Source organism: Pseudomonas sp. RIT-PI-r, assembly GCF_001297015.1.
GTDB lineage: Bacteria > Pseudomonadota > Gammaproteobacteria > Pseudomonadales > Pseudomonadaceae > Aquipseudomonas.
In genome coordinates this window covers 172994-198018 of record NZ_LIGE01000018.1, presented here as the reverse complement: position 1 = coordinate 198018, position 25025 = coordinate 172994, and the positions used below count along the sequence as shown (strand labels likewise).

Below are 25025 nucleotides of genomic sequence, written 5' to 3'. Positions count from 1 at the left end.
ATCACGGTAATAAACTTCAAAAACCATGGCGGGCTGACTATGGTTGGGATCTGTCTTCGGATCGCCAACAAGAGAACAACATGAGCCAGACATCTTTCGATATTCAGCAGGCTGCCGTGATCGGTGCGGGCACCATGGGCCGTGGCATTGTCATGTGCCTGGCCAATGCCGGCGTGACGGTGCAGTGGGTAGATAACAACCCACAGATGCTTGAACAGGCACTCGCGACTGTCGCCGACACCTATGCACACAACGTGCGGCAGGGGCGGATTGATCAGGCCGAGGCTGATGCGCGCGTTGCCCGGGTCAGTGCGGCGGCGGATTACGCGGCGATTCGTAATGTCGATCTGGTGATCGAAGCGGTGTACGAGAATCTTGAGCTCAAGCAGAAAATCTTCCGCGAACTGGATGGTTTGTTGAAGCCTGAAGCGCTGTTGGCGAGCAATACCTCAGCACTGGATATCGATGCGATTGCCGCGGCGACAAAGCGCCCGACTCAGGTGCTCGGCCTGCATTTCTTCAGCCCGGCGCACATCATGAAACTGCTGGAAATCGTCCGGGGTGCTCAGACTTCACCGGCCGCGCTGGAAGCGGCGCTGGCGCTGGGCAAACGCATGGGCAAAGTCAGCGTGGTATCCGGCAACTGCCACGGCTTTATCGGCAACCGCATGCTGCATCCGTATGTGCTGGAGGCGCGCAAGATGTTGCTTGAAGGCGCTTATCCACAGCAGGTCGATGCGGCGTTGCAGGGGTTCGGTTTCGCCATGGGGCCGTTCCGCATGTACGACGTGGTCGGCATCGATCTGGAATGGCGCGCGCGCGAACTGGCCGGCAAGGGCCAGAATGCGCCAGAGGTGCAGGTGGATAACCGTCTGTGCGAAATGGGCCGTTTTGGGCAAAAGTCTGGTAACGGTTATTACCATTACGAGCCCGGCAGCCGTCAGGCCGAGCATGATCCTGAGGTCGATGCGCTGGTGTTGCAGGTCAGCGAAGGGTTGGGCTTCCAGCGTCGTGAGATCGGTGCGGAGGAGATTCTCGAGCGCTCCCTGCTGGCATTGGTCAACGAAGGCGCGAAGATCCTCCAGGAAGGCATTGCCGAGTCTGCGCATGACATTGACCTGGTATACCTGAACGGCTACGGCTTCCCGGCGGACAAGGGCGGGCCGATGGCCTGGGCGGATCAGCAAGGGCTGGTGGATATTCATCAGCGCTTGCTGGCGCTGGAGACGCGACAGGGCGATCAGTGGAAACCGGCGCGGTTGATTGGTGAGTTGGCGGCGCAAGGGAAGGGGTTTGCTCAAATGTGATGTCGCCGCCAGAATCGATCCCCCCACCCCAGCCCTCCCGAAACGTCGGACCGCCCCCAAAGGGGGCGAGGGGAAAGGGAGCCGATCTGCGTAGGTTTCAACATTTGAGTCCGACTCGGAGGATCAGGTCGGTGTATTTCGAGAGAACACCTCGGTCAGTCCCCTCACCTCTGGGAGAGGGCTAGGGTGAGGGCAAGCGCCCTCACTGAAAAACAGGAGAACCAGCCCAGCCATGTCCACCCCTCAGCGCACCGACTACCCACACTTCCAGCCCATCACCACGCGCTGGCACGACAACGACGCCTACGGTCACGTCAACAACGTTACCTATTACAGCTTCTTCGACACGGCCGTGAACACTTACCTGATTCAGGTCGGTGGTCTGGATATTCATGACGGCGACGTGGTGGGTTTCGTGGTCAGTTCGGCCTGTGACTACTTCGCCTCGATCGCCTTTCCGGATCTGATCGAGATCGGTCTGCGGGTCGGCAAGCTGGGCAACAGTTCGGTGCAATACGAATTGGCGGTGTTCAAGGTCGGTGAAAACGAGGCCTGTGCGGCCGGGCGCTTCGTGCATGTATTCGTTGATCGGGCAAGCAATCAGCCGGTGCCGATCCCTGTCAGGTTACGCGAGGCGCTGGAACGCCTGGTGGTTTGAAAAAAACAAAAAAAATCGCAGCCCTCGGGCTGCGATTTTTATTCAAGCACTCGCCTTAGTGATGGCGATAGTACTTGTGGTGCTTGCGGTGGCCATAGGCATGACCGCGACCACGGTGATCATCGCGATAGTAGCGACGGTCACGACCGCGATCGTAATGACGATCGTCGTCATCGCTCTTGTTGCCCATGTAGTTACCCAGCGCGCCACCGGCGCCGCCACCTGCGGCGGAGCCGATCAGGCTGCCGGTGGTGCCGCCCATGCTGCGGCCAACCACGTTACCGCCGGCCGCGCCCAACGCACCACCGATGGCGGCTTCGCCACGGCTGCGTTTGTCGGCGCCGACCGCACTACCACCCGCGCCGCCCAAGGCTGCGCCGATGGTGGAACCTGTATTGCCGCCTAAGGACTGACCGACGACCGAGCCAAGAACCCCGCCCAATGCGCCGCCCACACCTGCTTCGGTGGTGCCGCCTGCGGAAGCAAAACCACTGACCAGGCCAAGGGACAACAAGAGAATCGAGGAGAACTTCATAGATGAGCCTCAAAGGGATGACGGCGCCGATCCTGAGGCTGTGTAACAAGCGTGACAATCGAAATCCGACGAATAACACGACTTGTATACAATTTTGCAAGTTGCTGTTTTATCAGCGGAACTTAACCGTTTTTCGCCGGTCTTTAGCTACTTCGGACAGGCCGTTTTTGTGAAAAAACGGCCTTTTTTGTGGGCGTTGAAAAGAGACAAATGCAGAGAAGTTCGTTGCATCTAAAACCGCTATCGCGAGCAGGCTCACTCTTACAGTGACCGCGTTCCTACAGGTAAAACACGATCAACTGTAGGAGTGAGCCTGCTCGCGATGGCAATCGGACTGACACCGAGTTAAGCCGACTTGGCCATGATCAACCCGGTTTCACTCGCCGCTTCCAGCCGAATCGCAATGAACTTCGACGTTGGCGTATGGCTGCCATCCCCAGTGCTCTCCAGCGGCACCAACGGATTCACTTCCGGGTAATAAGCCGCCGCTTGGCCCGCTGGAATATCAAACGCCAGCAAGGTGAAGCCCTTCACCCGACGCTCACGACCATCGTCCCATATCGAAACAATGTCAGCCTTCTGCCCCGGACGGAAGCCCAGACGAATGATGTCGGCCTCATTGGCGAACAACACGTCACGCTGTCCCTTGACCCCGCGATAACGGTCGTCGAGACCATAAATCGTCGTGTTGTACTGATCGTGGGAACGCATCGATTGCAGGATCAGATCCGGCAGTTGTCCGGTCGCGCGGGTGCGTTCGTGCACCAGATCCTTGGGCAACATGTTCGCGCGGAAGTTGGCCCGGCCCGACGGCGTGTTCCACTTGCGTGCGCCGGCGCTGTTGCCGAGGTAGAAACCGCCCGGGTTTTTGATCTTCTCGTTGAACTCTTTGAAATTCGGAATGGTGTCGGCGATCAGTTCGCGAATGCGTCCGTAATCGGCCACCAGCCAGTTCCAGTCCACCGGTTTGCTGCCCAAAGTGGCGGCAGCGATGCCGGCGATGATCGACGGCTCCGAACGCATCTGGTTCGACAGTGGCTGCAACTGACCATTGGAGGCGTGAACCATGCTGAACGAGTCCTCGACGGTGACCGCTTGTGGGCCTTCGGTCTGGATGTCGATGTCGGTGCGACCGAGGCACGGCAGGATCAGCGCGTCTTTACCGTGGGCCAGGTGGCTGCGGTTGAGTTTGGTGCTGATCTGCACGGTCAGGTCGCAATTGCTCAGGGCTTCGAACGTACGCGGGCTGTCCGGCGTGGCTTGGGCGAAGTTGCCGCCCAGACCGATAAAGACTTTGGCGCGTCCCTCGGCCATCGCATGGATCGCCTCGACCACGTTATGGCCATTATGACGCGGCACTTTGAACTGGAAGCGGCGCTCCAGCGAATCGAGGAACGCCACCGGCGGACGCTCGTTGATGCCCATCGTGCGGTCGCCCTGTACGTTACTGTGACCGCGCACCGGGCACAGACCTGCACCCGGTTTGCCGATATTGCCGCGCAGCAGCATCAGGTTGGCGATTTCCTGAATGGTCGGCACCGAATGCCGATGCTGGGTGATGCCCATCGCCCAGCACATGATCACGTTCTTGCCTTTGGCGTACATGCGTGCGGCTTGTTCGATCTCGACCAGGGTCAGGCCCGATTGCGCGACGATCTGCTCCCACGGTGTGTCATCGACCACACCGAGATACTCCAGCACGTTGGCGCTGTGGGCATTGAGGAAGTCGTGATCGAACACGGCAGGTTCGCCGGCCTTCTGCGCGTCGCGCTCCCACTGCAGGAGAAACTTGGCCATGCCGCGCAGCAGCGCCATGTCGCCACCGAGGGCTGGACGGAAATACGCAGTGTTGGTCGGCTTGTCGCCGTTGGTGAGCATTTCAATCGGGTGCTGCGGGTGCTGGAAACGTTCCAGGCCACGCTCTTTCAACGGGTTGATGCACACCACTTGCGCGCCGCGTTTCACCGCTTCACGCAGTGGTTCGAGCATGCGCGGGTGGTTGGTGCCCGGGTTCTGGCCCCAAACGAAAATCGCATCGGCATGTTCGAAATCGTCGAAGGTCACGGTGCCTTTGCCGACGCCGACACTTTGCGCCAACGCCACACCGCTGGCCTCGTGGCACATGTTCGAGCAGTCAGGAAAGTTGTTGGTGCCGTAAGCGCGCACGAACAGCTGATACAGGTACGCCGCCTCGTTGCTGGCGCGACCCGAGGTGTAGAACTCGGCCAGATCCGGGCTCGGCAGACTTTGCAGGTGTTTGGCGATCAGCGCGTAGGCGTCGTCCCAGGTAATCGGTTTGTAGCGATCGGTTTCGGCGTCGTAAACCATCGGCTCGGTCAGACGACCCTGATATTCTAGCCAGTAGTCGCTCTGCTCCAGCAACGAAGTGACGCTGTGCTTGGCGAAGAACTTGGCATCGACGCGACGCTTGGTCGCTTCCCAGTTCACCGCTTTCGCGCCGTTCTCGCAGAACTTGACCATGCCGCTTTCCGGCGAATCTCCCCACGCGCAGCCCGGGCAGTCGAATCCGCCGTTCTGGTTGGTCTTGAGCATCATGCGCAGGTTTTTCAGGGCGTTGTCGCTGGTCAACCAGGCCTGAGCCACACTGATCAGAGCACCCCAGCCGCCGGCGGCACCTTTGTAAGGCTTGTAACGCGGGACAGGTTTCTGGTCGGCTTGATGATGTTGGCTCACGCTTGATTCTCCATCGCGGGGCTGTACACCCGCGGCGCACTTTTCTGCGGCAGGTGGATGAGATTGAGGTTGTGTCGACGGGCCCATTGCACGGCAAGGCCGGTAGGTGCGGACAGGCTGACCAGGGTCTGGATGCCGGCACGCAAGACTTTCTGGATCAATTCGAGGCTGCAACGGCTGGTGACAATCGCCAGTCCGCCTGCTGTGGATATCTTTTGCCGGATGAGGCCGCCGATCAGTTTGTCGAGGGCGTTGTGTCGGCCGATGTCTTCGCGCCCAAGCAGCAATTCGCCGCTGGCATTCATGAACACCGCCGCGTGCACCGCGCCGCAGTGCTGACCTAAAGGTTGAAACGCGCCGATGCGCTGGCGCAAACCGTCCAGCCATTCAATCGGCGGCAACGGCGCGCCGGCCAAAACCTGGAGATCGGGCAGCGCCTGCTCAACGGCTTCAACGCCGCACAGTCCGCAACCACTGGTGCCCGCCAGTTGCCGGCGCTGTTGCTTGAGGTTCCAGAATGCGCGGTTGGCGATGGTCACTTGCGCGTATTGCGCAGACCCGGCGCCGGTCAGTTGCAGGTCGTAGATGTCTGTCGCGTCTTCGATGATGCCGCTGCCGAGGCTGAAGCCGACGATGAAGTCTTCAAGGTCGGTCGGTGTCACCAGCATCACTGCTTGGCTGATGCCGTTGTACGCGATCGCCAACGCGACTTCTTCGGCCAGCGCGGTGCTGGCCGATTCCTCGCGGGGCAAATCGCTGTAACTGTAGGTCTGACTGGCGGCAGGCGCGGGCGTTTCAAGTGCAGGCGCCGCGCAGGCTGGGCGCTTGGCGTTCATGGCATCACCGACGGTTTGATCAACGTTAAGACTAGGCGCGGCAACTTGTCGCGTCTAATTGCTACTGTCGATCTATCGATAGATGCCGTCGATCAAGCGTCGCCTGGCGATTGCTGATACAGCGCGAAACAGGCCTCGGCCAGCGCCGAGCGTGGCGCTCCGCGACGCATGATCAGGCCCAGCGGGGCGAGGGTTTGAGCGTTTTCGATGGGTTGCAGGCGCAGGTGATCGGTGAGCTTTTCCAGGCCACCGTCGAGCGGCATGATCGCGCAGCAAAAACCGCCGTGCACGGCTTGTAACAATTGATGGACGGCATCGGTTTGCAGCAAGGGTTGCGGCGTCAGGCCGCGGCTGTGGAAGTTGTGGTCGATGGACTGGCGAAAGTGCATGCCGCTGGTGAGCATGCCCAGCGGCAGTTCGATCAGCGATTGCCAGCTCAACGGTGTGTCGCCAAACGTGAAAGTGCGCTGGTCGTAGAGCAGGCCCATGCGGGTTTCATTGAAGGCGAGGGATTCGAAGCGCTCGTTATCCAGACGATCCAGGTAGGACACGCCGAGATCGATGCGGTTGTTCGCCAAATGTTCGAGGATCTGTTCGGAACTCAGCGCCGACATTTCAAAGCGCAAATTCGGGTGGGCGCTGTGCAGGCGTTGCATCAACGGCAGTGGATCGAAACTCGACAGGGGCACCACGCCCAGTCGCAGCGTGCCGATCAGGTTGCCGCGACAGGCTGCCGCTTCTGCATGCAACCCGTCGTAAGCCGCCATCACCGAGCGTGCCCACGCCAGCACCCGCTCGCCCGGTGCGGTGAAGCCTTCGAAGCGCTGGCCACGGTTGACCAGTGGCAGATCGAGTTCTTCTTCGAGGTTACGCAGGCGCATCGACAGGGTTGGCTGGGTGATGTGGCAACGCGCGGCGGCCTGGCCGAAGTGGCGGGTTTCGTCGAGGGCGATGAGGAATTTCAGCTGCTTGATGTCCATCTTCGCTCCGGGGATTGGCGGGGTGGGCGATTCTAACTCGGCCGTGCCGGCAGGGTCATTGGTCGGCTTGGAACCGGGTTTGTCTGCGGTGGTCTAGGCTTGGACGACTGACCCTTTATTCCATGGAGAGAACCACGATGAGTCTTTTAAGTTTTGTAAAAGAAGCCGGTGAAAAGCTGCTCGATCTGCTGACCCCGGGTAACGCCAATGCCAGTGAGCAGTTGAAGGAACACATCAGCAAGGTCGGCCTGGGCAATCCGAATGTGCAGGCAACGGTGGACGGCGACAAAGTGACCGTTACCGGTGAAGTCGCGAGTCAGGAAGAGAAAGAGAAGATTTTGCTGGCTGTGGGCAACATTGCCGGGGTTGGCAGCGTGGATGATCAGATTACGGTGAGCGGACCGGTTGTGACGGCTGCACAGTTTGTTGTGGTCAAGTCGGGCGACACCCTCAGCGCGATTTCTCTGCGTGTGTACGGTGACGCCAACAAGTATCAAAAAATCTTCGACGCCAACAAACCGATGCTCAAGGACGTCAACAAAATCTACCCAGGCCAGACACTGCGTATCCCTGAATAACCCGCAAGCCCTGTAGGAGCTGCCGCAGGCTGCGATCTTTTGATTTTGATTTTTCCAAACAAGATCAAAAGATCGCAGCCTTCGGCAGCTCCTGCAAAGTTCAAAGACCAGCGATCAGATGGCGGTAATCCTCGACGGCCGCAAACTCAGCCGTGTCCTTCGGCCCCTTGCGGCTGTCCGGCTCTTTCACCGCCAGCAAATGCGCCACGCCAAAATCCCGCGCACTGCGCAGAATCGGCAAGGTGTCGTCGATGAACAGGCTACGCGCCGGATCAAAGCCGATGTCTGCCTGCAAGGCATCCCAGAACTGCGGGTTCTCCTTGGGATAACCATAATCGTGCGAGCTGATCAGCCGTTCGAAATACGGTGCCAGTTCAATCCGTTCAAGTTTCAGCGACAGTGAATCACGATGGGCATTGGTGATCATGATCACCCGTTTTCCTGCCCGTTTGATCGCCTCCAGAAACGTATCGGCATCCGGTCGCAGGGCGATCAGATGGGCGGTTTCCTGTTTCAGTTCGCGCACCGACAGCTTCAGTTCGGCACTCCAGAAATCCAGGCAGTACCACTGCAACTGGCCGGCGTGGCGCTCAAACAGCGGCTGCAATTCCATCTCCGCCATGGCTCGGCTGACCCCGTGCAGTTCCGCGTAGCGCTGGGGCAGGTGTTCCAGCCAGAAGTGGTTGTCGAAGTGCAGATCCAGCAGCGTGCCGTCCATGTCGAGCAGAACGGTATCGATGGCGGACCACGGTAATGAAGGCATGGCAACGTCTCGAACAGTAGAAAGATATCCGACATAAACAATCGGGAAAGCCGCGTTATAGTAGCGCGTTCACGCCAAGGAGCTTTGCATGCGCCAGAAACCCACCGTACTCGCCCGCGAGATCGTCGCCACCAGTCGCCTGTTCTGCGTTGAAGAACTCAAACTGCGGTTCTCCAATGGCGTGGAGCGCACATACGAGCGTTTGGTCGGCAAAGGTGCGGGCTATGGCGCGGTGATGATTGTGGCGATGCTGGACAGCGAGCACGCGGTGCTGGTCGAGGAATATTGCGGCGGCACTGATCAATATGAATTGTCCTTGCCCAAAGGTTTGATCGAGCCGGGCGAGGATGTATTGGCGGCGGCTGAGCGTGAGCTCAAGGAAGAAGCCGGTTTCGGTGCCCGACAACTGGAGCATCTGACCGAGCTGTCGCTGTCGCCCGGTTACATGAGCCAGAAGATCCAGGTGGTGCTGGCCACTGATCTGTACGAAGAGCGGCTGGAGGGTGACGAGCCTGAGCCGATGCGGGTCGACAAGGTCAACCTGCGTGATTTATCGGCGCTGGCGCAGAATCCGCAATTCTCCGAAGGGCGGGCGCTGGCGGCGTTGTACCTGACCCGTGACTTGCTGACGCAACGCGGATTCTTTCAGTCATGAGTGAGATGTCGATGATGTATCCCCATCCGTTGATGGCGCCAGTGGTCGAGCTGGCCTTGCAGGCGGGCGAAGCCATTTTGCCGTTCTGGCGTGCGGGCGTTGAAGTGATGGCCAAGTCCGATGACTCGCCGGTGACGGCAGCGGATCTGGCTGCACATCATCTGATCGTCGCCGGGCTGACGGCGTTGGATCCGAGCATTCCAGTGTTGTCCGAAGAGGACGCCAACATTGCGCAAAGCGTACGCGCCGGTTGGCAGCGCTGGTGGCTGGTGGACCCGCTGGACGGCACCAAGGAGTTCATCAGCGGCAGTGAAGAGTTCACCGTTAACATCGCGCTGATTGAAAACGGTCGGGTGGTGTTCGGTGTGGTGTCGATGCCGACCAACGGTCGTTACTACGTCGGAGGCGCCGGGCTCGGCGCCTGGCGTTGCGACCAGGGCGGCACGCCGATTGCGATTCAGGTGCGTGATGTACCGGGGCCGGGCGAAGCGTTCACCGTTGTCGCCAGCCGTCGCCACTCCAGTCCTGAACAGGAGCGCTTGCTGGCCGGGTTGAGTGCGAGTCTGGGTGAACTGCAATTGGCCAATATCGGCAGTTCGTTGAAGTTTTGCCTGTTGGCTGAGGGGGCGGCGGATTGCTATCCGCGACTGGCGCCGACTTCGCAGTGGGACACGGCGGCGGCGCAGGGTGTGCTGGAAGGGGCGGGTGGTGAGGTGCTGGATCTGCGCGGGGAAGCGTTCTGTTATCCAGCGCGGGAATCGCTGTTGAACGAGTTCTTTTTGGCGCTGCCGGCGAAGGCGGCCTGGCGTTCCAGATTGTTGGAGTTGGCTAGGGGTTAAGTGGGCTGATCCGTAATCCCCCTCACCCCAGCCCTCTCCTCCAGGAGAGGGCGCTGATCGAGTTGTCTTGCGTCATGCATCGACCTGAAAGATCGAGTCGATTATGGATTCAGCAAAGCGCTTTCAGGTCGATGCATTTCTGAAGCATCCCCCAATCCGTTCCCTCTCCCTCGGGGAGAGGGCTAGGGTGAGGGGGCTGTTGATCTTCAACGGTGCAAAACGTATTGCCCGGTAAATGTCACGGCGTCTTCTTCGCTGCCCTGATTGACGATGTGCGTGTGTAGCGTCAATCGCGCCCGTCCATAACGCTGATACATCGCCAGAAATTTCTTCCAGACCTTCGCATCAGGCACCGGGCAAATCGCTGTGGCATCGCCAGTAACTGGCAGCGGGTAACTGATCTGGCCCTCCTGAATCACGATGTGCCCGTCCTCGATCCCTTCTTCCTTCAGGCGCAAATGCAGCCAGCCCCAACCAGCGAGCACCGCGCCGCAGTAAAGACTGCCGCCGAACATGGTGCTCTTGTGATTGACGTTGCGATCCAGCGGCAAGTGCAGGCTAAGCTGTTGCTCACGCCAGTCGAGCACCTTGAGGCCCATGTCTCGGGTCAGGGGGATATCGTGATGCAGGACGGACTCCAGATAGCGACTGTCAGTGCTCATTCGTTTTCCTCGCCATGGCTGTTGTCGCCGAAGTTCAAGCCATGCTTGCGCAGTTTGTCGTGCAGGGTCTTGCGCGGGATGCCCAGGGCTTCGGCGAGGCTGCGCACCGAGCTGTGCGAGCGCGCCAGCTCTGCGGCGATCAGCGATTTTTCGAAATGTTCGACTTGCTCGCTGAGCCCGCCGTTGATGACCTCGACGGAGCTGCCGCCGCTGCCTTCGACGCCACTGTTATCCAGCGCCAATTCCAGGCCAAGAGCGAAGCGCTCGGCGGCGTTTTGCAATTCGCGCACATTGCCTGGCCAGGCGTGGCGCAACAGCAGTGCGCGTTGTGCCGGTTGCAGCTCGTGGGGCGGCAAACCGTGGCGGGCACTGGCTTCGTCGGCGTAATGCTGGAATAGCATCAGCGCATCTTCGCCGCGTTCACGCAGCGGCGGAATGCGCAGTGGCGCGACGTTGAGACGGTAATACAAGTCGGCGCGGAAACGCCCCTGATCGGCGGCCTGGCGCAGGTCTTCCTTGGTCGCGGCGATGACACGAATGTCCAGCGGGATCAGTTGATTGCCGCCCAGCCGTTCGACCACGCGCTCCTGCAGCATGCGCAGCAATTTCACCTGCACGTCCATGCTCATGCTTTCGATTTCATCGAGAAACAATGTGCCGCCATTGGCAAATTCGAATTTGCCGATCCGGCGTTTCTGCGCGCCGGTGAACGCACCGGGCTCATGGCCGAACAGCTCGCTTTCCACCACTGACTCGGCCAGTGCACCGGCGTTGATCGCCACAAACGGACCGTTACGGCGACTGGATAAGTCGTGCAACGCGCGGGCGACCACTTCTTTGCCTGCGCCGGTCTCACCCAGGATCAGCACATCGGCCTTGGTTGCGGCCAGCGCGCCGATCTGTTCGCGCAGGCGCAGCATCGGTGTCGAATGGCCGACCAGCCGCGCGCTCAGTTCATTGCGGTCACTCAAGGCCAGACGCAGGCTGCGGTTATCCAAAACCAACCGACGCAGGGCCAGCGCACGACGCACGCTGTCGAGCAGTGCATCGCTGGCGAAGGGTTTTTCGAGAAAGTCATAAGCGCCGGCACGCATGGCCTGCACCGCCAGCGGCACGTCGCCGTGGCCGGTGATCAGCAGCACCGGTAACTCGGGATCCTGGGCATGCAACTCACTCAGCAACTCCAGGCCATCCATGCCCGGCATGCGGATGTCGCTGACCACTACACCTGGCCAGTCACGCTCAAGTTGTGCGGCCAGACCCTTGGCCTCGGAGAGCGGCAATATTTTCAGGCCGGCCAGATCCAGTGTCTGGCCGAGGGCCTGACGCAGATGCGGATCGTCGTCGATCAACACCACCTGAATGCGATTGTCGATGGTCATGCACTTCGATCCTCGGACGGTTGCAAACTGACCCCGGGAGCACCGGCGCGCAGCCGCAGGGTAATCAGGGCGCCGCCTTGCTTGTGGTTGGCGAACGACAGTTCTCCCCCGAAGGCGCGCATCAGGGTTTCACAAATGGCCAGCCCCAGACCAAGGCCTTGCGTGCGCGTCTTGGTGGTGTAAAAGGGCTCGCTGGCGCGGCCGAGGGCTTCCATGCAGAACCCCGGGCCGTTGTCGCGAATGTACAGATAGACGCCCTCGGCGGTGGATTCGGCACTCAGCCAGAGTTTGCGCGGCGGGCCTTTCTCGGTGAGCGCGTCGAGGGCATTGGCCAGCAGATTGCCGAGCACCTGACGCAGGCGGGTTTCGCCAGCTTCGACCCACAGCGTGGCGGCAGGCAGGTCGCGAATCAGCTCGACTTCCATGCTGCGCCGACGTTTGGCCAGCAGCGCCAGGGCATCGTCCAGTGCCGGTTGCAAGGCGACGCTTTCCGGGGCGTGGCGATCGCGGCGGGCGAAGGCACGCAGGTGCGCGATGATCGAGGCCATGCGCCCGGTGAGTTCGCTGATCAACTTGAGATTGCCGCGCGCATCGTCGGTGCGCTGATGATCGAGCAATACTTCGGCGTTCTCGGCGTAACTGCGGATCGCGGCCAGCGGCTGATTGAGTTCGTGGCTGATGCTCGCGGACATGGTCCCCAGAGCCGACAGTTTGCCGGCCTGAACCAGATCATCCTGAGCGCGGACGAGTTCTTGCTGAGCCTGCTCGCGCTCCAGCACTTCCTGTTTCAGGCGGCGGTTGAGGCCTTCAAGATCGCTGGTGCGTTCGGCAACCCGGCCTTCCAGTTCGCGGCGCGCTTTGGCTTCAAACGCGATGCGTTCCAGATAATGGCGACGGCGCTGCATCATCAGGCCGAGTAACAGCATCACCACCAGCAACGCCGCGCCGCCAATGGCGACCACCGTGCGCACCGGGCGATCGATCAGAGTGCGCGGGGCGAGGATGCTGACGCTCCAGCCGGTCTCGGCGATGTCGTGGGTCTGGATCAGCCACGCAGTGGGGCTGAGTTTCAGTGGCCGTGGTTCGCGGGTTGGATAAGGCTGGATCGCGGTGATGGCCGAGCGTTCGCTAGCGCTTAACACACGGGTCGAGCGAAAGCGCCATTCCGGGCGCGAGGTGAGAATGACCACACCGTTGTGGTCGGTCACCAGCAGTTGTTCCGGCGTTTTACCCCACAGGCTTTCGGTGTGGTCGAGGTCGACCTTGATCACCAGCACGCCAATGATCTTTTCGCCATTGCGCACGGCGGCGGCGAAGAAGTAACCGCGTTTGGCCGATGTGGTGCCGAGCCCGAAAAAGCGCCCGAGGCGTCCGGCCATGGCCTCACTGAAGTACGGACGGAAAGAGAAGTTACGGCCGACGAAACTGTCGTGTTTGTCCCAGTTCGATGCGGCCAGCGTTTGCCCGCTGGTGTCCATCAGGTACATGACTTCGGCGCCGGTCTGCGCGGCGATGTTCTTCAGCAGGCGATTGGCGTTGCCTTGGGTGACGCCGTCGTCTGGCGCGCCGAGTACTGCACGCAGGGCCGGCAGGTCGCCAAGGATCTGTGGCAGCACCTCGTAGCGGTGCAGGGTGCCCAGCAGGTTGGCAACGTAGAGGTCGAGGGTCTGGCGATTCTGCCCGGCCAGTTCGCTGCGGTAATAGCGCTCGGCCAGATGTTCCAGCGGCCATAGCAGCGGCGCCAGACACAGGGCCAGCAGGGCGAGACTGCGCCAGCGAGGCCTGCGAGGAAGGGATGGTTTCATAAGCATGCGCCTGTAGGGACAGGCGCATTATGCCTAGGCTCAGGCGAAGACGTCAGCGTCCTTGAACAGCGCAGCAGCCTGATCTTTGGCGGACAGCTTCGGTGCGTCGTCCAGTTGCCAGTCGATACCCAGATCCGGATCGTCCCAGCGAATGGCGCGCTCGGCCGACGGCGTGTAGTAATCAGTGGTCTTGTAGAGGAATTCAGCGAATTCGCTCAGTACCACGAAACCGTGGGCGAAACCTTCCGGTACCCACAGTTGACGGTGGTTTTGCGCCGACAGGCGCACCGCCACCCATTTGCCGAAATGCGGCGAGCTGCGACGAATGTCCACGGCCACATCGAGCACTTCGCCGGCAGTCACGCGGACCAGTTTGCCCTGAGTGTTTTCGAGTTGGTAATGCAGGCCACGCAATACGCCTTTTTGCGAGCGCGAATGGTTGTCCTGCACGAACTGCGTATCCAGGCCGGTCGCGTCCTGGAACGCCTTGGCATTGAAACTCTCGTAGAAGAAACCGCGCTCGTCACCAAAAACCTTGGGTTCAATGATCAGAACACCGGGCAGATCGGTGGTGATTACATTCATGAGGATTTCCAGAGATAAGTGTGAATAGCCGACATTCTTGCGCAAAGTGCCGGAGGGCGCGAGTGTTCGAATGTAAATAGCGGCAACCCGTGCGAAGACGGTTAGGGGTTGCGCATCCTTTGAAGCAATGGCGATATAGGCGCCTAATAAAATTTCAGGGGTCGTTTCATGCCGCTCGCCACGTTGATTCATCGCGCCAGTTTGCCCAGCCCGCAGGTCTCCCCAGGGCAGGCGCTGCAATGGCTGGCAGAACATTACGGGCTCAGCGGCACGTTGCAGGCGCTTGGCAGCCAGCAGGACCTCAATTACCGCGTCGACACTGCCCGCGGGCGCTTTGTGCTGAAGATCTGCCGCGGCGATTACGCCCTGGTGGAACTGCAAGCGCAGCACGCCGGGCTCCGATATCTGGCTGAGCACTCCGATGTGCCCGTGCCTGGGGTGATTGCGGCCAACAATGGTCAGGACCTGCTGTCGCTGGAAGCGGGCGGTGAAACAGTCCACGTGCGCCTGCTCGATTACATCGAAGGCCAGCCGCTGACCGATCTCGATCATCTGGGCCAGGACGTGGTGGCCGGGTTTGGTCGTCTTTGCGGCGAGATGGATCTGGCACTGGCCGGTTTCGATCATCCGGGTCTTGAGCGCACGTTGCAGTGGGATGCTCGTCATGCCAGTGCGTTGATCAGCCATTTGTTGCCGGTGATCAAGGACGAACGGCAACGCTCGTTGATCGCCGATAGCGCCGAACAGGCCGAGCGTCGCTTGCGGCCATTGCTGGACAAGCTGCCGGTACAGGCGATCCACATGGACATTACCGACGACAACGCCGTTTGGGCACGTGATGCCCAACGCCATTGGCAACTGCAGGGTGTGATCGATTTCGGCGATCTGGTGCGCACCTGGCGTATCAGCGATCTGTCGGTCACCTGCGCGGCGTTGCTGCATCATGCCGGTGGCGATCCATTTGTCATCCTGCCGGCGGTGCAGGCTTATCACGCGGTCAACCCTCTGCAACACGAAGAATTGCAGGCTCTATGGCCATTGATCGTCGCACGGGCCGCGGTATTGGTGCTCAGTGGCGAGCAGCAGGTCGGCATTGATCCGAACAATACGTACAGCCGCGACAACCTCGGCCACGAGTGGGAAATATTCCGCGTCGCTGCGTCGGTGCCCATGGCGCTGATGGAAGCGGCAATTCTCACTGCTGTCGGTCAGACCTTGCCTGCGATCAACGGCGAAGGTTTTGCGCCGCTGTTACCGAGTCTGGTCGGACGTGAGTTCGCGCTGATCGATCTCGGCGTACTGAGTCCGCATTTCGAGGCTGGCAACTGGGAGCAGGAGGGCATTGATCAGCGTCTGTTGACGGAAGCCGCAGCGGCACATGGTTTGGCGGCCAGTCGCTATGGTCAGTATCGGTTGTCACGTACCCGGCCCGACTGCGCCGATGAGCCGGAGACTTTTCCACTGCATGTCGAATTGCGCGTGCCTGGCGGCACCGCCGTGGAGGCGCCGTTTGCCGGTGTGCTGCATCTGGCGGCGGACGGCGCGTTGCAACTGGATGGGCCTGAGCTGAGCGTTTGTCTGCGCGGCGTGACGCCTTCGCTGCACAGTGGCGCAGCGCTGGTCAAAGGTCAGGTGCTGGGCGCAGTCAGCGGACCACTGATCGTGCAATTGAGCCGAGGCGCGCAACTGCATGCGCCGCTGTTCTGCACGCCGTCCCGGGCGCCTGCGTGGCAGGCCTTGTGTCCTTCTCCGGCAGCTCTGCTGGGGCTGGCCTGTGATGCTGAACCGGAACTGGATGCGAAGGCCCTGCTGGAACGTCGCGACGCCAGCTTCGCCCGCACGCAAAAACATTATTACGTCGATCCGCCGCGCATCGAACGTGGCTGGCGCAATCACCTGATCGACATGCAGGGCCGTTCCTACCTCGACATGCTCAACAACGTCGCGGTGCTCGGTCACGGTCACCCGCGCATGGCCGCCGTCGCCGCCCGCCAATGGTCGTTGCTCAACACCAACTCGCGGTTCAACTATGCCGCAGTCGCCGAGTTCTCCGAGCGCTTGCTGAAACTGGCGCCGGAGGGCATGGATCGGGTGTTCCTGGTCAACAGTGGCAGCGAGGCCAATGACTTGGCGATCCGCTTGGCCTGGGCTTATAGCGGTGGTCGCGACATGGTCAGCGTGCTTGAGGCCTATCACGGCTGGACGATCGGCGCCGATGCCGTCTCGACCTCGATTGCCGATAACCCGAAGGCGCTGGAAAGCCGCCCGGACTGGGTGCATCCAGTGACCGCGCCGAATATTTATCGCGGGCAATTCCGTGGCCTCGATTCCGCACCTGGCTACGTGCGCAGTGTTGAACATCAATTGCAAAAAATCGCCGAACAGCAACGCCAACTGGCGGGCTTCATCTGTGAACCGGTGTACGGCAATGCCGGTGGTATTTCCCTGCCACCGAATTATCTGAAACAGGTCTACGCGCTGGTGCGTGCACAGGGCGGCGTGTGCATTGCCGATGAAGTGCAGGTTGGCTACGGGCGCATGGGCAGATTTTTCTGGGGATTCGAGGACCAGGGCGTGGTGCCGGACATCATCACCATGGCCAAAGGCATGGGCAACGGCCAACCGCTTGGCGCGGTGATCACGCGTCGGGAAATCGCCGAAGCGCTGGAGGCTGAAGGTTACTTCTTCTCCTCGGCGGGCGGCAGTCCGGTGAGCTGCCAGATCGGCATGGCGGTGCTCGACGTCATGGCGGAAGAAAAACTCTGGGAGAACGCGCAAGTGGTCGGCGGCCATTTCAAGGCGCGGCTCGAAGCGTTGATCGATAAACATCCGCTGGTGGGCGCGGTGCATGGTTCCGGCTTCTATCTGGGACTGGAATTGATCCGCAACCGCGAGACACTCGAACCGGCGAGCGAGGAAACCGCGCTGCTGTGTGATCGCCTGCGTGAACTGGGAATCTTCATGCAGCCGACCGGCGATGACCTGAACATACTGAAGATCAAGCCACCGATGGTGACGTCGCGGCGCAGTGTCGATTTCTTTGTCGATATGCTCGATCGAGTGCTGGAAGAGGGTCTCTAGTCATCCGCATCTCCCATGTAGGAGCGAGCCTGCTCGCGAAAGCGTCGGTTCAGTCAGCACTGCTGTTGAATGAAAAACCGCTTCGCGAGCAGGCTCGCTCCCACATTTGGATTTGTGCGCATAGTTCGATTTGTATCGGGTTAAATTAAGTGTTTTTAGACGGAATACATTTTTTACGATTTTAAATACGATATTTATCGGTTATAAAGTCGCCATCGCTTTGAAAGCCTTCGACGGTTCCCAGGAGTCCAGATCCCATGACCACTTTGAAAAGTACCCCACGCGATGACGGTTTCTACATGCCGGCCGAGTGGGCGCCGCAGACTCAAACCTGGATGATCTGGCCTGAACGCCCGGACAACTGGCGTCTGGGCGGCAAACCGGCGCAAGCCGCACACGCAGCCGTGGCCAAAGCCATCGCGCGTTTTGAACCGGTGACCGTGGCCGTGTCCGCCGGCCAATACGAAAACGCCCGCGCGCGCCTCGACGTGCCGAATATTCGCGTGGTCGAGATGTCCAGTGATGACGCCTGGGTACGCGACAGCGGCCCGACTTTCGTCATCAACAATAACGGTGAAGTGCGCGGTGTGAACTGGGACTTCAATGCCTGGGGCGGTTTTGACGGCGGTCTGTATTCGCCGTGGAACCGTGATTCGCAGGTTGGCGGCAAGATCCTCGAGATCGAGCGCAGCCCGCGTTACCGCACTGAAGGTTTTGTGCTTGAGGGCGGTTCGATTCATGTCGATGGCGAAGGCACGCTGATCACCACCGAGGAATGCCTGCTCAACCGCAATCGCAACCCGCATCTGGGCCGCGAAGAAATCGAAGCGGTACTGAGCGCCAATCTGGCTGTGGATAAAATCATCTGGCTGCCCGATGGTTTATTCAACGACGAAACCGACGGTCATGTGGATAACTTCTGCTGCTACGTACGCCCGGGCGAAGTGCTGCTGGCGTGGACCGACGACCCGCAGGATCCGAACTACCCACGCTGCCAGGCCGCGATGAGCGTGCTGCAAAGCAGCACCGATGCCAAGGGGCGCCCGTTCACGGTGCACAAGATGCCGATTCCGGGGCCGCTGTACGCGACCGAAGAAGAGTGCGCCGGCGTCGATCCGGTCGACGGCACGCAGGAGCGTAATCCGTCCGTGCGTCTGGCCGGCTCCTACGTGAACTTTCTGATCGTCAACGGCGGCATCATCGCGCCAAGCTTCGACGATCCGATGGACGCCCCGGCCAAGGAAATTCTGCAGCAACTGTTCCCACAGCACGAAGTGGTGATGGTGCCGGGCCGCGAACTGTTACTGGGTGGCGGCAATATCCACTGCCTTACCCAGCAGCAACCCGCGCCGCACAAAGAGTGAGTTGAGTTGTAACAGCTTGAGTTGATTAACAAATCAGCCAGGCAATGATTAGCTCGCTATGCATCAGCTGAGGCCCGCAGTCCGACAGGACGGCGGGCTTCTTTGTATCCGCTTGTCGACAACTAAGAAATATTGGCATAGCTCTTGTATTCATCACCTGTGCACTAGGGAGGGAGGAGAACTTCAACAGTTCTGTCATAAACCTTGGATAACGTAGCCGCTCACGAACGGGGAGAGAGCGCTGAAATGAACGCCGAAGTGAACGTAGTCAGCGAGCGGACGTTGCATCCCATGGCCGTTAACGGCGAATCGCTCCAGATTGTCGCGCACTGGTTGAAGTCCAATGGAACGCGTCAGATCAGGGAACCTGATCCGCGCCGGATGATGATCGAGCGTTACCCCGCTGACCTGTTCAGCGAGGCCGAACTGGAAGCGTTATGGGCTGTGATGGAAGGATAAGAACAACAACAGGGATTGATGAAAGCGCTGCCGGGATGGCGGCGCTTTTTTATGCACGACTGTTTTGTGAACACCCATTCAATGTGGGAGCGAGCCTGCTCGCGAATGCGGTGGATCAGTTAACAACGATGTCGACTGACCCGACGCTTTCGCGAGCAGGCTCGCTCCCGCAGGATTTGTGTGAAATCAGAAACTGTAGGTGCCGGTCATCACAACGCTGCGCGGCGCGCCTGGCTGGATCTGATATTGGCTGGTCGCCGACGCGAAGTACTCGCGATCGGTGATGTTGTTCAACGCTGCACGCAAATCCCAATCCTTCATGCGGTATCCCACCAGCGCATCCCAGCGGCCATAACCTGGCAACACGGTGGTGTTGGCATTGTCGGCATAACGCTGACCGACCAGGGTCAGACCGGTTTCGCCGTACCAGCCCATTTCCGGTTTCCAGGTCAGGAACAGGCTGCCGTTGCGTTTGGCGACGTTGTTGATGCGTTTGCCTTCCAGGCCGTTGTTGTCCTTCTCAATGGTTGCATCCTGTACGCCGATGCCACCGCGCATGTACCAGTTGCCGACGATGTTGCCGGTCGCGGTCAACTCGATCCCGCGAGAGCGTTGCAGGCCCGACAATACGGTCAGGGTCGGGTCATTAGGATCGGTGGTGCGGCGGTTGTAGAGTTCCAGGTCGTAGATCGCCAGCGTGGTGCTCAAGCGATCATCCAGCCAGTCGCTCTTCACGCCGATTTCTTTCTGCTTGGTCAACTCGGGGCTCAGGTCGTTGCTGTTGCCGGCCGCACCCGGAGTGATGCCGATCAGACCGCCGCCGACGGGTGAGAAGGTTTTCGACCACGAGGCGTAGAACGAGTGATTGTGCAGTGGCGTCCAGACCAGACCGACACGCGGGCTGGTGCTATGGCTGTCACGGTCTTCGGAGATGTTGCGCAGCTTGTTGGTCGATTCGATATCGAAGGTGTCGTAGCGCAGACCGCCGAGCAATTGCCATTGATCGTTCAGGCGCAGTTGATCCTGCACATACACCGCGCGGCTTTCGACTTCCGTGTGGCTGTTGCTGGAGACTTGCATGCTGCCGGTATGGCGCAGGTTGCGGTCGGGGCTGTAGAGGTCGAGCGACGGCACGGGACGTGCGCCAGGGGTTCTGCCGGTAGCGGCGTTATACAAGGTCGGATCGCGACGCTGGCTGCCGGTTTCAACGCCAGTGAGCAGGCGATGCTCAAGACCAAACGTATCGAAACTGCCTTCCAGTTCCAGGTTGTTGTAAATGTTGCGGGTGGTCAGATCCTGCTGCCAGTGCTGACGTGCGACCTTGTTGGTTCTGCTGTCGAAACCGGTCAGGTAAGTGTTATCGAAATCACTGTCGAGCTTGAACACACCGAGGGTCTGGCGCAGTTGCCAGTTGTCGTTGATTTCGTAAGTGAGTTTCGAGCGCAGCGACTGCGACTTGTCGTCGATAAAGTCGTGGTCGTTGCCATAAGTGGTGTCGCGACCGACATCCGCCGGACGCCCGTTGACGCCGGGAATGCCGCGATCCGGGGTGCGGTTGTAACGGCTGTATTCGTACTGCACCAGCCAGTTCAGATCCGGCGTCAATTGCCAACTCATCGACGGTGCGAACAGTTGGCGATTGCCACTGACGCCGTCGCGAAAGCTGTTTTCATCCATGTTGCCCATGTTCAGGCGCAGGCTGAGGTTGTCGCTCGGGTCGGTGCTTAGGTCAGCGTAAAGGCTGCGCAAATCTTCGCTGCCACCTTGGGCCTCAATGGTCGAGCGGCGGCCGAATTCCGGCATCTTGCTGACGCGGTTAACGATCCCGCCCTGGCTGCCACGGCCATAAAGGACAGCTGCGGGGCCTTTGAGGACTTCGACGCGTTCGATGTTGTGCAAGTCGCGCTTGTATTGGCTGTCGTCGCGGATACCGTCCAGATAGAAATCGTTGCTCGCATCGAAGCCACGGATGCGCAGGCTGTCGAAGCGAGTGTCGGCGCTGCTGCTGACGTTGGGCATACCGCTCAAAGCGTCGCCGATATCGTTGGTGCCATAGCTGGCGACGTTCGAGGTTTTGATCGAGTCTATGGCTTGCGGCACGTAACGCACCGGGGTCGAGGTGCGGGTCGCGGTGTTGCTGACGTTTACGCGTGGATCATCGGCTTGCGCTTCGGCGCTGATCGCAGTGGCGGGAAGTTCGGTCGCGGAGTAGGCAAAACCGCTGGATAGAAAAGCAGAAAGCCCAAGAGTGACGGGCGTAAGACTGAACGGGGCAGGCATTGAAAAGCGCATCCGAAAGGGTGAAGGAATTCGAGTGCGCGAATGGTAATGCTTTGCATTTACTTCCGTTAATAATTCGCTAAAAGTTCTTGTGTCGGATTGTTTCAACTTATGTCTGAGTGGACACAGTCAGGCCGCTCGGACCATTCGACCGATTCAGGAAACAGACTGAAAGCCATATCAGCGTTTTTCCGCAACGCCGCGAGCACTAGTCTGTCGGCATCGCTTTTTCCCAGGTTCCTGCCGGAGTTTTCCAATGATCCTTCACTACATTTACGATCCGTTGTGCGGCTGGTGCTATGGCGCAAAACCGCTGATGCACGCCGCGCAGCAGGTGCTGCCGGTAGTCGCCCACGGCGGCGGGATGATGAGCGGCGCCAATCGTCAGAGTGTTTCGCCGCAATTGCGCAATTACGTCATGCCTCACGACCGGCGCATTGCCGAATACACCGGACAGCCTTTCGGCGAGGCGTACTTCGACGGCTTGCTGCGCGATCACTCAGCGGTTTTCGATTCGACGCCGCCAATTGCCGCCGTGATGGCGGCCGAGTCAATTAACGCAGGCGGGCTACAGATGCTGGGGCGGTTGCAGACTGCGCACTATGTAGAAGGGCGGCGAATTGCCGATTCAACTGTACTGTTGGAACTGGCCATGCAGCTGGGTTATGCACAGGAAAACTTCCACATCGTGTTTGAAGCTGTTGATAGCCAGGCGCACATAAAAGCCACTCGCCAGTTGCTGGCGCAACTGGGCGGTCAGGGTTTTCCAACCTTCGCCTTGGAGGACAACGGTCAATTCAAGTTACTCGATATCAGTCCATGGCTGGGCAAGCCGCAAGTCTTCGCTGATTGGTTGAAACAGTCGATCAAGGTCGATGAGACACACGAAAAGCCTGTGCTGTGTCGTTTGGACGGATGCGTTTAACACCACCGAATTCACTGGAAGTGCGCATTTCCGTGCAAGGACTCAGCGAAAAATTTACGTTTCTTAGACGTTTTTTACCTATTTAAAGACGATTCTTGAAATTGACACATAGTTGAGGGCGCGGCTACGATTCGGGCCAACGCCTGTGGCCAACCGCCATGACTCAAAATTAAGGAGCAGGCCCGCCATCACGTTATCGTGGGCGGGCCTTTTTGTTTCGGGGTGAAAAGAAGAGTGCAAAAGCGCCGTTTCAGCCGTTCGACACAGCGCGTTTCAACCCGTAATAAGGAAAACAAAATGTTGAACAAGCGGATCAGTCTGATCGCATTGGGGATGTTGAGCGCCACTCAGGCCATGGCTAACGACCAGGCCGAATCCAAGGGTTTTGTTGAAGACAGCAGCCTCAAAGTGCTGCTGCGCAATGCCTACATCAATCGTGACTACAAAGACGGCAACGCCGACAAATCCGAATGGGGCCAAGCGGCCATCGGTACGTTCTCGTCCGGTTTCACTCAAGGCACCATCGGTGTCGGTGTTGACGCCTTCGGTCTGTACGCACTGAACCTGGAGCGTAGCGAAGATCGCAGCGGTGCTGGCGGTATCGACTTCTTCAAGCGTGGTGACAGCGGCAAGCCGGCTAACGACCTGTCCAAGGGCGGCGCGGCGGTCAAATTCCGTCTGTCCAGCACCACCCTGACTTACGGTGACCAGATGCCGGCGCTGCCGGTGCTGAACTACGACAATTCGCGACTGCTGCCGGAAAGCTACACCGGTACCTTGATCACTTCTAAAGAGATCAAAGGCCTGGAGCTGAACGCCGGTCGTTTCACCGCCGAGTCGCGCAAGAGCGCTGAAGGCCGTGACAGCGGTGGTCTGAAGTCGATCAACGTGTTGGGCGGTAGCTACCAGTTCACCGAACACTTCAAAGGCGCGCTGTACGCTTCCGACGTTGAAGACGTGTTGAAGAAGCAATACGTGAACGCCAACTACGTGTTCCCGATCGACAAGGATCAGTCCCTGACCCTGGACTTCAACGGCTACCGCACCAAGCTGGACAACTCCTATGTCCGCGAAAGCGGTGCTACCGGTGATGACAACAAGATCTGGAGCCTGGCAGCGACTTTCGCCACCGGCCCGCACTCGTTCACCGTGGCGCACCAGCGCTCTACCGGTGACAGCAACCTGGGCTATGCCTACGGCGGTTACCAGAAAGAACAAGGTCGTGTCGGCGACGGTGGCAACACCATCTACCTGGCCAACTCGTACTGGTCCGACTTCAACGCTGAAGACGAACGCAGCTGGCAGCTGGGCTACGGCCTGGACTTCGGCGCATTCGGCGTACCGGGCCTGAGCTACAACTTCGCTTACGTGCGTGGCGACAATATCACCACCTCCACCAGCGAAGGCGGTACCGAGCGCGAGATCTTCAACCAGTTCAAATACGTCGTGCAGTCTGGCCCGGCCAAAGACCTGAGCGTGAAACTGCGCAGCTCGATCCTGCGTGTTTCGCAGAAATCCAGCGAGTACAACGTCAGCGGTAACGAACTGCGTGTGTTCGTGGATTACCCGATCAACATCTTCTGATGATCGATCAAGTGTAAGAAACTTGAGAAAAACCCCGACTGGTTCGGGGTTTTTTTTCGACGGGTTTTCGATGAAAACCGGAAAAAACCCGTGTTTTTGTCATGTGAAAGTTGTTTTAAGGTGGCTGCAAACGCCGTTTCAAACAGGGCTTTAAATGCCTGAAATTCTTTCTCATGGACGCAAATTCTCCACCTAATAGATTAGGCCGCTCAATGCAGCGGAGAATTTGGTAATGATCGTTTTGAACAGAGAAGTGGGCGAATCGCTACGGCGCGACAAATTTGTCAACGTCCAGGGTGGTGACTTCAATCTCTACGGTCATTTCGCCGACTTCGTCAGACTGACCAAAAGTTGGGAAAACATGGAGCCTGACAGTTACTACGGTCAGGCCGAAGCCGGCATGCGTTACCGTCGTTACAGCGACTTTGAGTACAACCCGAAAACCCGCGAGCTGACGCAACTTGAGCATCGCGCGTACGTGCAATCGAAAGAGAACAACGCCTACGTTGGCGGTCTGGTACGACACTTCCAGGACTTCTCCGATGAAGTGATCACTTCACCGGTGATGCGCAGCCTGATCGACACCGATTTCGAAGTGTACAAAAGCGTGCTGCCGGAAGAGCTGCACGATGAAATCTGGCAATGCCAGATCCATCAGATCCGCATCGAGATCAAACCGGGCAAGCAACTGGAAATCACCCCGGAAGGGATTCACTGTGACGGTTACCCGTTCAGCGGTGTGCACTTCTGGGGCCGCAACAATGTCGAGGGTGCGGAGAGTCGTCTGTACGACATCCATGAGCATCAACTGGCGTCGACCACTTATCAGGAAATTCTCGACACCACCTACTTCCTTGATCGCGATATGCGCCACTACGTGACCCCGGCGCGTAATACGAACACCCATGCCATGGCGTACCGGCAGATTCTGGCGATTTCCTTCTCGCGGCCCGGGACCGCTTTCGACATTGTTCGCTAATCAGATCACCCCAATCGATGGCGTCGAGTGCTCGACGCCGGTGGTGCTGCGACGCGCCACGGCCAAGGACGCGC

General features: G+C 59.3%; 21 protein-coding genes. 11 read left to right on the top strand and 10 right to left on the bottom strand.

Annotated elements, in window-relative coordinates; all coding sequences use genetic code 11:
• Positions 1 to 80: 80 nt before the first annotated feature.
• A complete protein-coding gene (locus tag AK821_RS06740) occupies positions 81 to 1307 on the top strand; it encodes a 3-hydroxyacyl-CoA dehydrogenase (protein ID WP_064388972.1) in 1227 nt (408 codons plus the stop codon).
• A 232-nt stretch (positions 1308 to 1539) separates the two neighbouring features.
• The gene (locus tag AK821_RS06735; RefSeq protein WP_064388971.1) at positions 1540 to 1965 is read left to right on the top strand and encodes an acyl-CoA thioesterase; all 426 of its coding nucleotides are present in this window, start codon (positions 1540 to 1542) and stop codon (positions 1963 to 1965) included.
• Positions 1966 to 2020: 55 nt separating this feature from the next.
• On the opposite strand, the gene AK821_RS06730 is transcribed toward AK821_RS06735, so the two are convergent.
• The 4 genes from AK821_RS06730 to AK821_RS06715 all read right to left on the bottom strand — a co-directional run bounded on the left by AK821_RS06730 (position 2021) and on the right by AK821_RS06715 (position 7010).
• Positions 2021 to 2500 (bottom strand): glycine zipper domain-containing protein, encoded by a 480-nt coding sequence (locus tag AK821_RS06730; protein WP_064388970.1) that lies wholly within the window; start codon positions 2498 to 2500, stop codon positions 2021 to 2023.
• A 345-nt stretch (positions 2501 to 2845) separates the two neighbouring features.
• Positions 2846 to 5194, bottom strand: a complete 2349-nt coding sequence (locus AK821_RS06725) for an FdhF/YdeP family oxidoreductase (protein WP_064388969.1) — start codon at positions 5192 to 5194, stop codon at positions 2846 to 2848.
• On the bottom strand, positions 5191 to 6030 hold the full coding sequence (gene fdhD / locus AK821_RS06720) for a formate dehydrogenase accessory sulfurtransferase FdhD (RefSeq protein WP_064388968.1): 840 nt from the start codon (positions 6028 to 6030) through the stop codon (positions 5191 to 5193). The genes AK821_RS06725 and fdhD overlap by 4 nt, the downstream gene beginning before the upstream one ends.
• A 92-nt stretch (positions 6031 to 6122) precedes the next feature.
• Positions 6123 to 7010: a LysR family transcriptional regulator gene (locus AK821_RS06715; RefSeq protein WP_064388967.1), complete on the bottom strand. Its 888-nt coding sequence runs from the start codon at positions 7008 to 7010 to the stop codon at positions 6123 to 6125.
• Positions 7011 to 7147: 137 nt separating this feature from the next.
• On the opposite strand from AK821_RS06715, the gene lysM reads away from it, so the two are divergent.
• Positions 7148 to 7588, top strand: coding sequence for a peptidoglycan-binding protein LysM (lysM, locus tag AK821_RS06710; RefSeq protein WP_064388966.1), 441 nt, complete (start codon positions 7148 to 7150; stop codon positions 7586 to 7588).
• A gap of 100 nt (positions 7589 to 7688) precedes the next feature.
• Here lysM and yrfG read toward each other — a convergent pair whose 3' ends face one another.
• On the bottom strand, positions 7689 to 8351 hold the full coding sequence (yrfG, locus tag AK821_RS06705; RefSeq protein ID WP_064388965.1) for a GMP/IMP nucleotidase: 663 nt from the start codon (positions 8349 to 8351) through the stop codon (positions 7689 to 7691).
• 88 nt (positions 8352 to 8439) lie between these two features.
• On the opposite strand from yrfG, the gene nudE reads away from it, so the two are divergent.
• On the top strand, positions 8440 to 9006 hold the full coding sequence (gene nudE, locus AK821_RS06700; RefSeq protein ID WP_064388964.1) for an ADP compounds hydrolase NudE: 567 nt from the start codon (positions 8440 to 8442) through the stop codon (positions 9004 to 9006).
• An 11-nt stretch (positions 9007 to 9017) separates the two neighbouring features.
• The gene (gene cysQ / locus AK821_RS06695) at positions 9018 to 9845 is read left to right on the top strand and encodes a 3'(2'),5'-bisphosphate nucleotidase CysQ (RefSeq protein ID WP_064389087.1); all 828 of its coding nucleotides are present in this window, start codon (positions 9018 to 9020) and stop codon (positions 9843 to 9845) included.
• 206 nt (positions 9846 to 10051) lie between these two features.
• Here cysQ and AK821_RS06690 read toward each other — a convergent pair whose 3' ends face one another.
• Genes AK821_RS06690 through rfbC form a run of 4 tightly spaced genes read right to left on the bottom strand, consistent with a single transcriptional unit; the run spans position 10052 to position 14279 of the window.
• Complete coding sequence (locus AK821_RS06690) at positions 10052 to 10507, bottom strand: thioesterase domain-containing protein (protein ID WP_064388963.1); 456 nt, start codon at positions 10505 to 10507, stop codon at positions 10052 to 10054.
• Positions 10504 to 11889: a sigma-54-dependent transcriptional regulator gene (locus AK821_RS06685; RefSeq protein WP_064388962.1), complete on the bottom strand. Its 1386-nt coding sequence runs from the start codon at positions 11887 to 11889 to the stop codon at positions 10504 to 10506. Before AK821_RS06685 ends, AK821_RS06690 begins: the two co-directional genes overlap by 4 nt.
• Positions 11886 to 13694: a sensor histidine kinase gene (locus tag AK821_RS06680; RefSeq protein WP_064388961.1), complete on the bottom strand. Its 1809-nt coding sequence runs from the start codon at positions 13692 to 13694 to the stop codon at positions 11886 to 11888. Before AK821_RS06680 ends, AK821_RS06685 begins: the two co-directional genes overlap by 4 nt.
• Positions 13695 to 13733: 39 nt before the next feature.
• Positions 13734 to 14279: a dTDP-4-dehydrorhamnose 3,5-epimerase gene (rfbC, locus tag AK821_RS06675; protein ID WP_064388960.1), complete on the bottom strand. Its 546-nt coding sequence runs from the start codon at positions 14277 to 14279 to the stop codon at positions 13734 to 13736.
• Positions 14280 to 14447: 168 nt separating this feature from the next.
• Here rfbC and AK821_RS06670 point away from each other — a divergent pair, with 168 nt between their 5' ends.
• The 3 genes from AK821_RS06670 to AK821_RS06660 all read left to right on the top strand — a co-directional run bounded on the left by AK821_RS06670 (position 14448) and on the right by AK821_RS06660 (position 19183).
• Positions 14448 to 17360 carry an aminotransferase gene (locus AK821_RS06670; protein WP_064388959.1) on the top strand — a complete coding sequence of 971 codons (2913 nt, stop codon included), beginning with the start codon at positions 14448 to 14450 and terminating at the stop codon, positions 17358 to 17360.
• 257 nt (positions 17361 to 17617) lie between these two features.
• Positions 17618 to 18724, top strand: coding sequence for an agmatine deiminase (gene aguA / locus AK821_RS06665; RefSeq protein WP_064388958.1), 1107 nt, complete (start codon positions 17618 to 17620; stop codon positions 18722 to 18724).
• A gap of 246 nt (positions 18725 to 18970) precedes the next feature.
• The gene (locus tag AK821_RS06660; RefSeq protein WP_064388957.1) at positions 18971 to 19183 is read left to right on the top strand and encodes a hypothetical protein; all 213 of its coding nucleotides are present in this window, start codon (positions 18971 to 18973) and stop codon (positions 19181 to 19183) included.
• A gap of 186 nt (positions 19184 to 19369) precedes the next feature.
• Here the strand turns inward: AK821_RS06660 and AK821_RS06655 are convergent, their stop codons facing one another.
• Entirely contained in the window at positions 19370 to 21463 is a 2094-nt protein-coding gene (locus AK821_RS06655) for a TonB-dependent receptor (protein WP_064388956.1), read from the bottom strand.
• Between the two features lie 256 nt (positions 21464 to 21719).
• Here AK821_RS06655 and AK821_RS06650 point away from each other — a divergent pair, with 256 nt between their 5' ends.
• The 3 genes from AK821_RS06650 to AK821_RS06640 all read left to right on the top strand — a co-directional run bounded on the left by AK821_RS06650 (position 21720) and on the right by AK821_RS06640 (position 24951).
• Positions 21720 to 22388 (top strand): DsbA family protein, encoded by a 669-nt coding sequence (locus tag AK821_RS06650; RefSeq protein ID WP_064388955.1) that lies wholly within the window; start codon positions 21720 to 21722, stop codon positions 22386 to 22388.
• A 297-nt stretch (positions 22389 to 22685) separates the two neighbouring features.
• Entirely contained in the window at positions 22686 to 23972 is a 1287-nt protein-coding gene (locus tag AK821_RS06645) for an OprD family porin (RefSeq protein WP_064388954.1), read from the top strand.
• A 232-nt stretch (positions 23973 to 24204) separates the two neighbouring features.
• Positions 24205 to 24951 carry a 2OG-Fe dioxygenase family protein gene (locus AK821_RS06640; RefSeq protein ID WP_064388953.1) on the top strand — a complete coding sequence of 249 codons (747 nt, stop codon included), beginning with the start codon at positions 24205 to 24207 and terminating at the stop codon, positions 24949 to 24951.
• The last annotated feature ends 74 nt before the right edge of the window (positions 24952 to 25025 follow it).

Bases quoted from the DNA above. Each gene is read 5' to 3' on its own strand.
- AK821_RS06715 (WP_064388967.1), bottom strand. From the start codon at position 7,010: ATGGACATCAAGCAGCTGAAATTCCTCATCGCCCTCGACGAAACCCGC.
- aguA (WP_064388958.1), top strand. From the start codon at position 17,618: ATGACCACTTTGAAAAGTACCCCACGCGATGACGGTTTCTACATGCCG.
- AK821_RS06640 (WP_064388953.1), top strand. From the start codon at position 24,205: ATGATCGTTTTGAACAGAGAAGTGGGCGAATCGCTACGGCGCGACAAA.
- AK821_RS06680 (WP_064388961.1), bottom strand. From the start codon at position 13,694: ATGAAACCATCCCTTCCTCGCAGGCCTCGCTGGCGCAGTCTCGCCCTG.
- nudE (WP_064388964.1), top strand. From the start codon at position 8,440: ATGCGCCAGAAACCCACCGTACTCGCCCGCGAGATCGTCGCCACCAGT.
- AK821_RS06690 (WP_064388963.1), bottom strand. From the start codon at position 10,507: ATGAGCACTGACAGTCGCTATCTGGAGTCCGTCCTGCATCACGATATC.
- AK821_RS06655 (WP_064388956.1), bottom strand. From the start codon at position 21,463: ATGCCTGCCCCGTTCAGTCTTACGCCCGTCACTCTTGGGCTTTCTGCT.
- AK821_RS06740 (WP_064388972.1), top strand. From the start codon at position 81: ATGAGCCAGACATCTTTCGATATTCAGCAGGCTGCCGTGATCGGTGCG.
- yrfG (WP_064388965.1), bottom strand. From the start codon at position 8,351: ATGCCTTCATTACCGTGGTCCGCCATCGATACCGTTCTGCTCGACATG.
- AK821_RS06685 (WP_064388962.1), bottom strand. From the start codon at position 11,889: ATGACCATCGACAATCGCATTCAGGTGGTGTTGATCGACGACGATCCG.
- rfbC (WP_064388960.1), bottom strand. From the start codon at position 14,279: ATGAATGTAATCACCACCGATCTGCCCGGTGTTCTGATCATTGAACCC.
- AK821_RS06670 (WP_064388959.1), top strand. From the start codon at position 14,448: ATGCCGCTCGCCACGTTGATTCATCGCGCCAGTTTGCCCAGCCCGCAG.
- lysM (WP_064388966.1), top strand. From the start codon at position 7,148: ATGAGTCTTTTAAGTTTTGTAAAAGAAGCCGGTGAAAAGCTGCTCGAT.
- AK821_RS06650 (WP_064388955.1), top strand. From the start codon at position 21,720: ATGATCCTTCACTACATTTACGATCCGTTGTGCGGCTGGTGCTATGGC.
- AK821_RS06645 (WP_064388954.1), top strand. From the start codon at position 22,686: ATGTTGAACAAGCGGATCAGTCTGATCGCATTGGGGATGTTGAGCGCC.
- cysQ (WP_064389087.1), top strand. From the start codon at position 9,018: ATGATGTATCCCCATCCGTTGATGGCGCCAGTGGTCGAGCTGGCCTTG.
- AK821_RS06660 (WP_064388957.1), top strand. From the start codon at position 18,971: ATGAACGCCGAAGTGAACGTAGTCAGCGAGCGGACGTTGCATCCCATG.
- AK821_RS06730 (WP_064388970.1), bottom strand. From the start codon at position 2,500: ATGAAGTTCTCCTCGATTCTCTTGTTGTCCCTTGGCCTGGTCAGTGGT.
- AK821_RS06735 (WP_064388971.1), top strand. From the start codon at position 1,540: ATGTCCACCCCTCAGCGCACCGACTACCCACACTTCCAGCCCATCACC.
- fdhD (WP_064388968.1), bottom strand. From the start codon at position 6,030: ATGAACGCCAAGCGCCCAGCCTGCGCGGCGCCTGCACTTGAAACGCCC.